The organism is Kitasatospora sp. MMS16-BH015 (assembly GCF_002943525.1).
In the GTDB taxonomy this organism is placed as follows: domain Bacteria; phylum Actinomycetota; class Actinomycetes; order Streptomycetales; family Streptomycetaceae; genus Kitasatospora.
On sequence record NZ_CP025394.1, the window covers coordinates 8950384 to 8963858 of the forward strand.

Genomic DNA, 13475 nt, shown 5'->3' on the forward strand with positions numbered 1-13475 from the left:
CTTCCGCCGGCGTGGCCGGGTGTGGCGCGTTGACGGCGATGCCGCCGGCTCCTTCAATGGGCTCCGGGCCCCGCGGGCGCCCGACCGCGCAGCGACGGTTCCCCCGAGCCCCGCTGCCGAGTACCGGTCACAAGCCCGCGTCGCAGGGCGTGCTGAGCCATGTCGTCCGAGACGCAGTGCCGGTGTTCGGGGGTCTGGGCCGGCACGCGAAACGCACCTCATGAGTCCGACTTCCCCAGCCAACAGCGGCCTGCTGGTCTCGGCCGGGCGCCGCCGCTGCACGGGCGAGTCCCACAGCAGCCTTCTCACCCTGGCCTCGACCGGCGCCGACACCTCGTCCATCCCTGGCGCGCAGGCCCGGCAGATGGAGCTGGAGGCCGGCGTCTACCGGGCGGTCTGCAAGATCGGCGGCCTGTCCGCCCACCCGAACGGCATCCGCCAGGTCCGCCCTGTCCCCGGCCGGCTCGACATCCGGCTGCTGAACGAGCCCTACGTCGTCCGCTACCGGGCCGAGCACCTGCTGCCCACCCGATCCGGTGATCACGACGACCACCCCCTCGACCAGGTGACTGGCGTCCCCGGGCTGCGCGACCCAGGCCGGGCGCCGTGCCCTCGCCCAGGCCCTGCGCACCCTGCGCGTCGACGTGTCGCCCTTCACCACTGCGGTCCCCGCCCCGTACGGCGGCGACGTGGTCTTCTGGGTGCGTCCCGCGCTGGCCGGGGAGGTCCAGTACCTGGAGTGGACGTCGCAGCGCCGGCACGGGCGCCGGTCTGGCGCGGGCTTCGGGACGCGAGCGAGGGCTGACGGCCGCCCGACCGCGAGGAGTACCTGAAACCGGGGGCCTGCACGGCCGGCGACGCGTGGAGCCGTACGGGAGCCGAAGGGCGAAGGCCGGCGCGGCATCGGAGGGTGGCCCTCGATATTCGACAGGCATTCGCCGCAGCAGGGGCCGGGGCAGAAGGGGGGGGGGTTGGTGGCCTTCGGCATTTTCGAGCATGAACACGCGGGGCTGACTCACCGTGACTGGTGCCTGCAGTCGGTGGTCCGCCTCGCGGTTGGTCGGTCGGACCGGCCGGCCGCCACAGACCTTCTCCGGCCCGGCAGTCCTCGCTTCTCGGGAGTGGGTGCGGCGCTACGCGTCCAGGACGACGTCGGTGACCGGGACGGCCTGGCAGGTGAGGGCCCCGCTCTCCGGCAGGTCGTCGGAGGGGTCCACCAGGTGGGCCACCTTCCCGTCTAGGACGGTGCAGGCGCAGCTTTCGCACTGGCCGGCGCGGCAGCCGGACGGCATGGTGACGCCGTGGCGTTCGCCCAGCTCCAGCAGGGTGCCGTCGCCCCTGTGCCAGGTGGCTGCGAGGCCGGTGCGGGCGAATCGGACGGTGAACGCGGCGTCGTCGGGGACAGGGACGTTGCGGCGGGTGGCGAGCAACTTCTCGGTGAAGACCTCGAACGGGGGGACGCCGAGGGTGTGCAGGCCCTGGGTGAGGGTTTGGAGCATGGGTGCGGGGCCGCACAGGTAGAAGCGGGCGCGCCGCTCCACGAGGGTGGGGCCGAGGGCGTCCAGGGGAATCGGTCCGAGGTGGTGATGGACGGTCAGGCGGGGGATCCGGGCGGCCAGCCGAGTGAGCCTGGTGCGGAACGCGGTCGTCGCCGCGGTGGCGTTGCCGTAGTGGAGGACCACCTCGGGCACGGTGCCGCCGTCGGCGGCCAGGGTCTCCAGGTAGCTCATGAAGGGGGTGACGCCGATGCCGCCGGCGAACATCACCACTGGGGTGTCGGTGTCGGTGGGGATCGTGAAGGTCCCGGCCGGCGCGGTCGCGTCGAGCCGGTCGCCGACGCGCATGCGCTGGTGGACGTGGGTGGAGAAGGCGCCGTCCGGGTCGTGGCGGACGGCGATGGTGTAGCCGCTGCGGTCCGGTTCCCGGGCGGGGCCGGTGAGGGAGTAGGTGCGGGTGAGGCCGGGCAGGTCCGGGCTGGCCACGACGATGTGCTGGCCGGGCCGGTAGGGAGGCGGCGCCGTCCCGTCGGCCGGCTCCAGCCGGATGGTCCGGACGCCTTCGCCGTCGGTCTCCAGGGCGGCCACGGTGAACGGCCGGGTGCCGGCCCATGACAGGTCCCCCGGAGCCGCTCGTACCTGGCAGACCGCCTCACGCAGCGGCGTCGAGCCGCTGAGCGGGTCGGTCACCGAGGAGTCCACGAGCCGGTTGAAGTTGCTGCCGTCCGCCGAGAGCGGCGCGGCGGCGGGCAGCGCGAGGTCCGGGGCGGACTGCCACCAGCCGTACTCGGCGGCCACGACTCCCGGATGGAGGGAATCGTCCACCCGGGCCCGCATCCGGATCGTCCCCAGCGGGGTGGACAGCAGCACCTCCTGGCCCGGCGCGATCCCGCGGGCGGCGGCGGTCCGCGGGTGCAGGTCGAGTCCGGGTTCGGCGGCCCGGCGGCGCAGCGAGGCCACCGACCGGTGTTGGCTGTGGACGAACGAGCGGTGCTTCGCACAGGTCAGGACCAACGGGTAGGCGGCGCTCGTGGGCGTTGGGGCGCGGTGCTCGGGGACCGGCGGGTAGCCGTGGTCGGCCAGGAGCTCGCTGTACAGCTCCACCCGCCGGGTCGTGGTGGCGAACCCGGTGACCGTCCCGTCCGCCTGCACCCGGGCGTAGCGGTGCGGGCCGCCGTCCTGCGGGAGGCGGACGCCCCCCGGGGCGCCGCGCAGCTGGCGGGTGGTCAGGCCCAGGGGTTCCAGCTGCCAGTCCCAGGCCGCCTCGATGTCACCGTCGAAGAACTTCTCGCCCAGACCGAGCCGGCAGCCGAGGTCGAACACGAATTCCAGGTCCGAGCGGCAGCGGCCCTGCGGCGTGACGGTCCGCGGTCGCAGCTGCACCTGCTCCTGCGCGCGGCGTGAGGACTCGAAGCCGAACCGCAGTGCCTCGCGCTCGTAGGGGCTGCTCACCGGCAGCAGGAAGTCGGCGCTGGAGCTGGTCGGGGTCTCGAACAGGTCCAGGTGCACCTGGAAGTCCAGCGCGCGTAGGGCCCGCGCCGTGCGGTCGGAGCCGGGCTGCGCGACCACGAGGTTGGAGCCGAACGCGACCAGCGCCCGCACGGGGTACGGGTCGGCCTCCTCGATGGCCCGGGACACGTCCGCCATCGTCACGTAGCCGGACGCCTGCGGGCCGAGCGGGTACCGGTCGAGGCCCAGGGCCTTCTCGCGTTGCCCCGGCGGGTAGTGGGCGAGGCCGGAGGCGGAGTTGTAGGGCGGGGCCGGGGCCGGCGGATTCCCGCCCGGGGCGTCGAACGAGCCGGTGAGGGCCGACAGCGTGGCCAGTGCACGCTCGGTCTGCGAGGCGTTGGTGCTCTGCGCGACGCCGGACCAGCAGTAGTAGGACACGGCCCGGCCGGCGGCGGCGATCTCCTCGGCCAGTGCCCGGATCTCCCGTTCGGGGATCCATGTGGTCGCCGCGGCCCGGTCCGCGGGCCATCGGGCGCACGCGTCGGCGTAGTGCTGGAACGCGGGCACGCACGCGACGCTCCCCGCCGGGGTCGCCACCTCGAACGCACCGGTCAGCGCGAAGTCCTCGGGCCGGTCGGCGGCCCGCGCGGTGTCGTACACCCTCGGGCCGCCGACCGCCGTGTCCCACACGACGAAACCGTCGGCGCCGTCCACCAACTCGTCGGCGCGCAGGAAGCGGCCGGTGTCGCCGCGCACCAGCAGTGGCCCGTTTGTCCACGCGCGGACGAACTCCGCGTCGAAGGCGCCCTGCTCGATGAGCAGGTGGGCCAGCGCCAGGGCGAGGGCGGTGTCGGTGCCCGGCCGCACCCGCAGCCAGTGCTCGGCACCCAGCGCGCTGGTGGACCTGCGCGGGTCCACCACGGCGACCTTCGCACCGCGGGCATGGGCGGCAGCCAGCGGCGCGGACTGCGACAGCCAGGTCTTGGCGGGGTCGAACCCCCACAGCAGCACCAGTTCGGTGCTCTCGTAGTCCGGCGGCGGGAGTGCGCAGCCGAAGGTGTAGGTGTGCGCCACGTCCTTGTGCCAGTTGCAGATCTCCGCGCTGTACACGGTGTTGGGGCTGCCGAAGGAGCGGACGAGCCGCTCGATCCACTCCGTCGCGTCCGCCACGCCGGTGCCGCTGGGGGTGCCCACCGCGAACGCCACCGACTCCGGCCCCGTCTCGGCCGCGATCCGCCGGAGCCGGTCGGCGATCTCGGCCATCGCCTCCTCCCAGGAGACGGGCTGCCACCCCGGGGCCGGAGCGGACTTCGGACGGGTCCGCCGCAGCGGCGTCGTCAGCCGCCGGGAGCTGTGCGCGATCTCCGCCGCGGCCCGTCCTTTCGGACACATCGCCGCGCCGTTGGGGTGCTCCGGGTCGGGGCGCACACCGGTGATCCGGCCGCCGGTCACCGTGTAGACGGCGCCGCACCGGGACTTGCACAGCGTGCAGAATCCGCGCTTCTCCTCGACCGGCACCACTATCGCCTCTCTCCTCCGCACCAGGACCCAAGGCGCGGCTCTCGCGCCGGTAGCCCCTTGTCCATAGGACAACAGCCGGAGCCCATCGGCACCGGGCACAAGTCCTTTCCCGCCCGGGACCATGTCCCCGCGCAACCGCCCTGTTCGCCGTCGCCGGGGTGTTCGGCAACCTCACGTGTGCGCGGCAGCCCGCTCCGGACGAGTTCGACCTCGGCCACGCGGTCACCGACCTGGCAGCCGTGCAGGCCGCCCTCCGCGATCGTCACCGTGTCGGGGTTGGGTGGTCGGGGGGGGTGGTGTCCGTTGTTCTTGGGGACGTGGTTGTGTTCGGTTGTCCGGTGGGGGAGGTGTGGGAGGCTCTCGCTGGTGGCCGGCCGGTGGAGTTGGAGGTCCCCCCCGGGGGGTCGTGTGCGGGGTGTCGTCCTGCGCGCGGCCGCCGCGGTGGTTTCGGTGGGGCGTCGTGCCCGGGCGGCGGTGGAGGCGGTTCGGGTGGCGCTGGCCGTGGCGGGGTTGGCGCCGTTGTGGACCAACTGGGTGTCACCGTTGGCGGTTGCTGGAGGCCGGTGGTGGTCGTCTGCCGTGTCGGCGGGACGGTTCGGGGACGGTGCTGACGGTGTGTGACGAGGTGGTGGCTCGTCAGGTGGTCGCGGCGGTGCTGGCGGCCGGTGTCGAGGTCGTTGCCGAGCGGCTCTGATGCGGCCGGGGGTGTCCTGGCCTGGGCCGGGTTCTCTGTCCCGGTCGGGCGCCGTGGTCTTCGGCCGCGCACTCGCCCGCCGGGGGTGTCTCGTCGTGGCCGGGTGGGGATCGACGACGCGAAGGCCAGGGCTGGGTGCGTCGCAAAGGATCTGGTTGCCTTGGCTGGCTCCGGCCTTTGGGATCCGGGCGGTCTGCGACGTGGTCGTCCGTTTCGATGTGGGTGGCGAGCAGGTCCCGCAGGGCGGTGGCGGGGGCTGGTGGTGGCTTTGCCGGGTGGGGGTGGGGCCGGGTGGAGTGGGGTCCGCGATGCCGGGGCCGCCGGGCTGCCGCCGGGCTGCTGCCGGGGTGTGGCCTGGGTGTGGCCGGGCTGCCGCCGGGGTGTGGCCGGGTGATGGTGGGGCCGGTGCTGACGGGTGGTGGGGATGTCACCGGTTTGTGGTGGTGTCGTCACCGCGGAGCGGGGGCACGCCCGTCGGGTGCGGCCTTGCGGCCTGGTCCTGGCCTGGTCCTGGCCTGCGGCAGTGGTCGTGTGCTGCCGCGTGATCGTGTCCTGCGGTGGCGGCCCTGCCGGTGTCGGCGGCCTCTTGGTGCCGGAGCGCCCACTCCCTCGTGTGCCCCGGGGCCTTTCCGGGGCCCCGTCCGCTCGCTCGTGTGCCCGGCGGTCTTTCCGGGGCGGCCGTGTGCTCCGTGCCGGTGTCCGGGCCGGGGCGGCCGCGGACTCGTGGTCGGCGGTTTCCGGGCCGGCATGCCCCGGTTGTGGGTGTGCCGTGCCCCCTCCCGGATCCCGTGGCCCTCTGGTGCGGGCGGGCTCAGTCGGGCGGGTGCGAGCTGGCTCAGCCGGGGTTGGGGGTGGGGGTGAGGGTGGGGTTGGTGGTGGTCCAGGTTCCGGTGTCGGGGTTGAGGGTGAGGTCGAGGGTGAGGGTGATCGGTGCGGGGTGGTGGGGGTCGCCGGTGAGGACCTGTTCGGTGCGGCGGTCGACGGTGTAGGCGATGCCGTGGGCGGTGGCGGCGACGTGGAAGGTGACGGGGTCGCGGGTCAGGAGGGAGCGGACGGTGACGGAGGTGATGCGGGCGTGGCGCAGGACGGTGCGGTCGGGGGTGCGGTGGGAGGTGAAGTCGAGGCTGCCGTCGTTCATGATCCACTCTTCGAGGAACCGTTCGATGGCGACTTCGAGGACGGCTCGGTCGAAGCGGGGGTCGAGGACGCTGAGGTCGGCGGCGGCGGTGTCGGCGTCGGTGGTCCAGGAGAGGTTGGTGAGGGACAGGACGTCGCTCACGCCCGCGGTGACGCTGGTTTTGGCGGCGGTTTCGAGGGTCGCTTGGCGGGCGATGTCCTTCTGGTCCCAGGCGTCGGTTTCGATGGCGTCGGTGAGGTGGTGGGCGCCTTCGGCGGCCTGTTCGACGGAGGACACGGTCCAGGTGCCGGCCTGGTTTTTGCGGAGGGTCCAGTATTCGACGGGGCGGGTGGAGTCGTCCTTGCGGGTGGCGTGGGTGCCGTCGGCGCGGCGGACGTAGTCGGTGAGGGTGGCGGTGATGCGGAAGGTGACGGTGTCGTTGGTCTCGCCGGCGCGGTTGGCGACGTTGACGAGTTCGACGTCGGGGCCGGTGAGGATTTCCACGATGTTGGTTTCGCCGCGGGAGGCGTAGTCGTCGAGCTCCTCGGTCCACTTGGTGTAGAGGGCGGGGGAGAGGATGTCGTGCAGGGCGGCCTGGTCGTGAGCGGTCCAGGCGCGCTGGGCATCCGTGTAGAGCTGCGCCATGCGGTGCTCGAGCGCGGCGCGGTCGAAGGTGGGGTCGGTGTCGGCGAGTGCGTCGACGCGGGCCTGGATGTGGGTGGCGCGTTCGCGGGCCTGGGTGTCGGCGCGGTGCGCGGTGCGGTCGGAGGCGGTGTTCAGGCCTTCGGCGCGTCCGGCTCTGCGGCGGCGGGAGCGCAGCCACCAGATCAGGAGCAGGACGGCGACCAGGACCGCCAGTGCCGCGAGGCCGCCGGCGCCGAGTCCGAAGCCTGCGCCGAAGCCGTGGCCGAACCCGCCGCCGGTCCATCCGTGGGTTCCGCCGCCGTGGCTGCCCCCGCCCCCGCCCCCGCCTCCGCCGCCTCCGTTGAATCCGTGGCTGCCGCCCCCGCCGCGGGCGTACGCGGCGGTGGGGCCGCTCAGCGCGAGGACTCCAGCGGCCACACCCGTCAACCGACCGACACGCACCCGGGTCATCCCCCAAGAGTTGGAACTGTTGCCGGGCAGCCTACAAGCCGTCCGGCCGGGGCTTCGAGGCTTCCCGCCCGCCTGGGCTGGGCAGGGCTGGCAGGACCGCCGCGGTCGGCAGCCGACGGCGTGCCGGCGCCGCCGACGGCCGGTCCCCGGCCCGGCCGAGGCCCCCGCCCGCCGTCGGCCTGCTGCGCTGCCGCCGAGCCCGAGCTGCCTGAGCCTCGAGTCTGGCCTGCCTGCCTGCCTGCCTGCCTGCCTGCCTGCTGCGCTGCCTGCTGCGCTGCCGCCGAGCCTGAGCCTCGAGCCTGAGCTGCCTGAGCCTCGAGTCTGGCCTGCCTGCTGCGCTGCCGCCGAGCCCGAGCTGCCTGAGCCTCGAGTCTGGCCTGCCTGCTGCGCCGCTGAGTCTGACCTGTTCGTCTGACCTGTCTGCCGGGTCTGGCCGTCGGGGGGCGCCTCCCCGCTGCCGGGCGGCGGTGGTCTCGTCGGCGCGTGGTCTCTGCGTCCGGTCTGTGCCCGGGGTGGCGCGCTCCGGGGCCGGCGTCGGCTCGCGGCTGAGCGGCAGCCGGCAGCCGGTCGCCGTCGCGGCCCCGGACAGCGCGAGGACCTCCGGGTCTGCGCCCGGGGTCCGGTCTATGCCCGGCGTCGGGTGTCCCGGGGTGTTCCTGTTCGCCCGGCCGGGGGTGCTGCTGCCCGGCCCGGTGTGGTTCCTCGCCCGGTGTGGTTCCTCGTGCCGGGTGCTGGGTGCCGGGCCGGGTGGGGGGCGGTGGTGGTGTGCCGGTCGGAGAATGGGGTCAGGGGTGGGGTGGGGCTTTTGCGGGTGGGTGTTCGGGTGTGGAGGTGGTCGAGGTGGCGTACGAGGACGGCAGGCCGACGGTGAGGGGTCTGGTGGCGGGGTTGCAGAACGTTTCGGGGATGGCGCTCGTGGTGCTGGTGGCGGCGTCGGTCGGCACGGCGCTGATCGCGGCTCAGCCGGTTCCGCTGCTCGCGCTGATCGTTTTCAGTGTGCTGTGGGCGGCCACGCTGGTCGCGGTGGCCGGGGCTCTGGCGCGGTGGGCGGGAGGCCGGCGCCGTCACGGTCCGCTCGCCCGCTGACGGGTGTCGGGTCCGGTGAGGGGGGTTGCGGGAGGTGCGGGTCGTGGCGGGTTCGGCGGCGGCAAGTGGTGTTGGCGGTGCGGGTCGTTTGCCCGTCTGACGTCTGACGTCTGACGTCGGGCGGGGCGGGCGGCGGGTGGCGGGTGGGCCGGCTGGTGGGTTCGGGAGTGCCGTGCCGGCGTCGTGCCTGTGGACCATGAGCCGCATGGATGGCACCAGGCGGGGCTGCCGAGGCGACGTGCTTGGCCAGCGGAGGTCACGGCCTGGGCGGTCCGGCCGGTGGCGTCCTGGCGCGCGCCTGACGTCCCCGGACCCACCAGCCCGCCGGTCGCGGCCCTCAAACCGTATCCCGGGGCAAGGCCCGCCGAGGCCTGCCTGCCCGCCCGGGGCAGCCTTGGCCGGGCGTCAGCCGCCGACCCGGCGCCGTGTTCTCCTCCAGCTCCACCCGGTGCTGCGGCAGCACGGCTGTCAGCTCCCGCCGCCCGGCCGGGAACCGCTGCCGGGCCGGGAATCGCTGCGCCTCGGCGGAGGTGTAGGGGCGCAGCCGCCCGGCGGCCGGCAGTGCGGCCGGACCCTGGCCGGTGACCGGATCCGCCGTCAGCGCCTTGCCGTCCCGGTCGGTGACGGTCAGCCGGTCGACGGCCGGGTGGTGCTCGGCAGCTTCGACGACGTCAGCAATCGCCCGATAGCAGGTGTCGTGTCCGGAGGCGGTGGTGAAGCGGGCCGGGGTTCCCCGGCGCAGGGCGGTGGCGTAGCGCAGGGCGGTGCCCTGGCGGCTGTGGGCGGCGCGCACGGCCAGCACCCGGAACTCGACCCGGTACCCGGCCTCCCGGAAGGCCGCCGCTCGGGTCGGGACCGTGTCGGCCCTGCCGGGGGCGACCTTCCGGGACGGTGTCGGCGCCGCGCCCGCGGACCAGGTCCTCGGCCTGCCCGGCCCACTGGGTGTGGGCCGTGCGGATGGTGGTCGCGGCGGTGCGCGGGTTCAGGCTCAGCAGGGGGGTGTGGTCGGGATAGGCTTCCTTGAATGCCCCGTTGGGGAGCCGGACGGAGCCCGGCAACGCCGCGCGGGCGGCTTCGGCGGCGGCGGTCTTGCCCGCACCGGGCTGCCCGGTCACGAACACGGCCGTCGGCTGTCCGGACCGGCTCGGCTCGATCTGTCCGAGGGCGGGCAGGACGATGCGCCGGTACACCTGGGCGTGGTGGCTCGGGGCGAGGCGGTGGCGGTCCGTGCGGCCCGGTCGGGGATCGGACTGGGCGAGGCGTTGCACCGGCTCGGCCGGCGGCCGGGCGGAGGCGGACAAGGCGTCGGCGGACAAGGCGTCGGGGGTCGGGCGTTGCCCGGGGGTGAGCGGCCGGGTGCGCACGCGCAGTCCGGCGTCGGCGGGCCGCTGGTGGAAGCGCGTGCTCTCGGTCGCGTCCCACCGTCGTCGGTGTTCGGCGGTGAGGACGGCGGCGGCCTGCGGGGGCCGGTCCCATGCCGGACCGGGGAGGAGTTCGTTGGGTAGAGGGGGTCGAGGCCGCGGCGCACCACGCTGACCTGCTGGGCCGGGTACTCGGCCTCCGGCACCGCCGGCGGGTGCCCCAGCCTGGCGGTGCAGGCGTCGTGGTGGGCCCGGGAGACGAACCGCGCCGCGCCCTCGCCGTCGCCGTCGCCGTCGCCGAGGAAGCGTTCCAGCAGGCCGAGCCGGCTCCACGCGGGCGCCGTCGCCGCCACCACGACCTCCACCCGGTGTCCGGCCCGGCGGTAGGCGGCCGTGTCCTCGCGCGGCTCGTGCGGGCAGGACAGCGCGGTCTCCACCACGGCGTCGAGCCGTCGGGTTCGTACCAGGTGCTCCATCGCCGCCTGCCACCGCCGGACATCGGCACGTACCCGGACATCGGCACGTACCCGGACATCGGCACGTACCCGGGCGCCGGCGGTGCGCGGGTCCTCGGCGAGCAGCCGGGCGTCGTGGGGGTGGAAGGGCTTGTAGAGGTCGGCGGCCACCCGCACCGCGCCACCACGGGTGTCGAGCGCGGCCTGGACCTGGTCGGCGGCCGTGGTCGTCCCGGCGCCGGGCTGCCCGGCCACCGGCACCACCACCGCCGGCGCCGCCTGCGCCACGGCTACGGAGGTGAAGGCAGCGGCGGTCACCTCGTCGAGGAGGCGGTCGGACACGGCTGCCTGGAGGAGCCCGGTACCCCTGTCTCGTCGGGCGTGATCCACGGCCGGGGCACCTGCTTTCCTGCGAGCCGGCCTGCGGTCGTGCCGGCCGCCTGCGGTCGCACCGGCCGGTGGTGGCGCCGTGTCAGGGGTTTCTGTCGGGGGTGTCGTGGGTGGGTCAGGGGCGGGGGCCGCCGAAGGCGCGTGGGTTGAAGCGGGTCAGGGCGAGTTCGGTGCGCAGTTCTTCCAGGCGGGTGAGGGCGGGGGTGCCGTAGAAGGTGTGGAGGAGGTCCTGGGTGAGGGTGTGGGCGCCGTAGAGGTAGGGGCGGCCGCCGGTGCGGGCGCAGGCGTGCAGGAGGCGGTTCTGGGCGCGGCGGGTGCCGGTGATGGCGGGGGTGTCGGTGAGGGGGGCGGAGGCGAAGACCCCGATGCCGTACTGGACGGGGGCCTCCAGGACGGGGGCGAGGACGAAGGGGGTGGCGGGGCGGGGGCGTCGCACGATCAGGAAGTAGAGGCTGATCAGGCTTTCGGCGAGGGCGGAGTCGGCGAGCAGGTGTTCCAGCGTGGCGGTGAAGGCGGGCAGGCCGGTTTCGTCGAGGACGTAGTCGGCCCAGAGGTTGGCGTGGGTGGGGGTGTGGAGGAGCGGGGCGAGGTGGCCGGCGACTTCGCCGTGCAGGAGGTCGGTGTAGTCGGGGAGGGTGAGGACGGGGGTGGTGAGGGTGCTTTCGTCGGCTTCGGGGGTGAGGGAGATCTGGGAGTACCAGCTCTGGCGGTCGCACATGCCGAAGTAGCCGGCGGCGTTCGGGTCGGCGGCGACGCGGGGCAGGTGGGCGGTGAGGTCGGCCAGGCCGGTGTGGGGGATGCGGGTGACGCGGGTGTGGGCGGGGCGGGCGGTGGTGCGCAGGACGGCGGTGGTGAGGTGGCCGACCTGGCCGAGGCCGCCGAGGGCGTGGCGGAACAGTTCGGGGTTCTCCTGCCGGGAGCAGGTGTGGGTGCGGCCGTGGCCGTCGACGAGTTCGATCCGGTGGACCTGGTCGATCTGGAGTCCGTGGCGGAGGGAGCCGAGGCCGAAGCCGCCGATGGACAGGGTGCCGCCGACGGTGAGGTCGAGGTAGCCGGGCAGGACCGGGACGGTGCGGCCGTGGCCGGCCAGCCAGTGTTCCAGTGCGAGCCAGGTGAGGCCGGTGGGGACTTCGACGAGGTGTTCTCCGGCGGGGGAGTCGACGAAGCGCGGTTCGGTGGCGGTGGCGGTGGCGTGGTGGGGGAGGCGGTCGTCCAGGAGGGTGCCGGCGGTGAGGGTCTGGGTGTTGCAGGAGCGGCCGTTGCCGCGGACGGCGGTGTCCTGGCCGGAGGCGGCGGCGGTGCGCATGAGCTCCTGCGGGGTGCCGTCCTGGCCGACGCGTCGGACGGTGTGCGGGACGAGGCGCAGCGAGCGGCCGAAGTCGGTGTCCGGGGTCTGCACGGGTGTCGCCCTCTCGTGGGGGTCAAGGGGGTCGTGGTGGTCCCCGGCGGGGTGCCGTGGGGCCGGCGGCCGGGGTTCGGGACCGGCGGTCCGGGGTTCGGGACCGGGGCGGTGGTGGGTGGCGGGTGACCGCCGCCGGGGTCGGGATCGTCGAGCGGTCGGCGGGCGGGGGTTACAGGCGCAAGTCGCCGAAGGCGCGGCGGTTGAAGTGGGTCAGGGCCAGTTCGGTGCGCAGTTCCCGCAGGCGGTCCAGGGCGGGGGCGCCGTAGATGCGGTGGAGCAGGCCGGTGTCGAGGTCGTGGGTGCCGTAGAGGTAGGGGCGGCCGCCGGCGTCGGCGCAGGCGTCCAGCAGGTCCCGCAGGACGCGCCGGGTCCCGGCGATGGCGGGGGTGTCGGTGGTGGGGGCGGCGGCGAAGACGCCGACGAGGTACTGCACGGGGGCGTCCAGGACGGGGGCCAGTACGAAGGGGGTGGCCCCTGCGGGGCGGCGGATGACGAGGAAATACAGGGCGACCAGGGTGTCGGACAGCGGCGGGACGGCCGCCGCCCGCCGCACCTTCTCGACGAACGCGGGGAAGTGCTCCTCGTCGAGGACGTGGTCGACCCAGAGGTTGGCGTGGGTGTCCTCCTCCAGCAGGTGGTGCAGGACCGTCGCGGTCTCCTGGTGGCTGTGGAGGATGCAGTCGGGCACCGGCACGGCGTCGGTGGCCTCGGCGGGGCCCGGGGCGTCGTCGTCCCGGGCATCAGGAAGGACTTCATCGCCGACTACGACGGCCTCGCCGACCAGTGGTGGGACCCCCGCGGCGCCCTCGCCCCGCTGGGCTGGATCGCCCGCGCCCGCGCCCAGTTCGTCCCCCCAGCCCGCGACGGGAGCGCCCGCCTCCTCGACATCGCCTGCGGCGGCGGCCTGTTCGGCCCCCACGCGGCCGCCAAGGGATACCACACGGTCGGCGTCGACCTCTCCGAACTGTCACTACGCGAAGCGCTGCGCCACGGCTTCGCCGAGACCGTCCGCGCCGACGTGACCCACCTGCCCTTCGACGACGAGTCCTTCGACGTCGTCACCGCCGGCCAGTGCCTGGAACACGTCCCCGACCCCTACACGGTCGTGGCGCAGGCCTGCCGGGTGCTGCGCCCCGGCGGCACGCTCGTCGTCGACACCATCGCCGACACCGCCCTCGCCCGCTTCGTCTCCATCACCGTGGCCGAGAACCTGCCCGTCGCCGGACGCCCGCCGCGCGGCACCCACGACCACCGGCTGTTCGTCAACCGCGAACGCCTCGTCCACACCGCCCGCGAAAACGGCGTCGAACTCCGACTCCTCGGCCTGCGACCGAAGTTGGCGGAAATGCTCCGCTACTCCCTCGGCCTGCTCGACGAGGTGCGCATGGTCCGCACCCGGTCCACCTCCG

The 13475-nt window shown here is 74.5% G+C and carries 7 protein-coding genes and 2 pseudogenes; 2 read left to right on the top strand and 7 right to left on the bottom strand.

The annotated features are described in order from the left end of the window. Positions 1–1133: 1133 nt before the first annotated feature. Positions 1134–4463 carry a molybdopterin-dependent oxidoreductase gene (locus CFP65_RS38530; protein ID WP_254552792.1) on the bottom strand — a complete coding sequence of 1110 codons (3330 nt, stop codon included), beginning with the start codon at positions 4461–4463 and terminating at the stop codon, positions 1134–1136. A 1532-nt stretch (positions 4464–5995) separates the two neighbouring features. Then, positions 5996–7339 (bottom strand): TIM44-like domain-containing protein, encoded by a 1344-nt coding sequence (locus CFP65_RS38540; RefSeq protein WP_104814146.1) that lies wholly within the window; start codon positions 7337–7339, stop codon positions 5996–5998. Between the two features lie 873 nt (positions 7340–8212). Between CFP65_RS38540 and CFP65_RS38545 the strand changes: the two genes are divergently transcribed. Beyond that, the gene (locus CFP65_RS38545) at positions 8213–8458 is read left to right on the top strand and encodes a hypothetical protein (protein WP_158701935.1); all 246 of its coding nucleotides are present in this window, start codon (positions 8213–8215) and stop codon (positions 8456–8458) included. Between the two features lie 337 nt (positions 8459–8795). Here CFP65_RS38545 and CFP65_RS41735 read toward each other — a convergent pair. The 5 genes and pseudogenes from CFP65_RS41735 to CFP65_RS41965 all read right to left on the bottom strand — a co-directional run. Then, a pseudogene (locus CFP65_RS41735) lies at positions 8796–9311 on the bottom strand (zeta toxin family protein); the annotation flags it as partial. An 85-nt stretch (positions 9312–9396) separates the two neighbouring features. Beyond that, positions 9397–9648 (bottom strand): annotated as a pseudogene (locus tag CFP65_RS42710) (zeta toxin family protein); the annotation flags it as partial. Continuing rightward, positions 9570–10616 (bottom strand): zeta toxin family protein, encoded by a 1047-nt coding sequence (locus tag CFP65_RS38560; protein WP_158702592.1) that lies wholly within the window; start codon positions 10614–10616, stop codon positions 9570–9572. The pseudogene CFP65_RS42710 and the gene CFP65_RS38560, both read right to left, overlap by 79 nt. Positions 10617–10779: 163 nt before the next feature. Beyond that, entirely contained in the window at positions 10780–12063 is a 1284-nt protein-coding gene (locus CFP65_RS38565; RefSeq protein WP_104820519.1) for an FAD-binding protein, read from the bottom strand. A gap of 172 nt (positions 12064–12235) precedes the next feature. Continuing rightward, complete coding sequence (locus CFP65_RS41965) at positions 12236–12754, bottom strand: hypothetical protein (protein ID WP_104820520.1); 519 nt, start codon at positions 12752–12754, stop codon at positions 12236–12238. Here CFP65_RS41965 and ubiG point away from each other — a divergent pair. Beyond that, on the top strand, positions 12734–13475 hold a 742-nt coding region (gene ubiG, locus CFP65_RS40355), incomplete at its 3' end, for a bifunctional 2-polyprenyl-6-hydroxyphenol methylase/3-demethylubiquinol 3-O-methyltransferase UbiG (protein ID WP_104820521.1). The genes CFP65_RS41965 and ubiG overlap by 21 nt on opposite strands.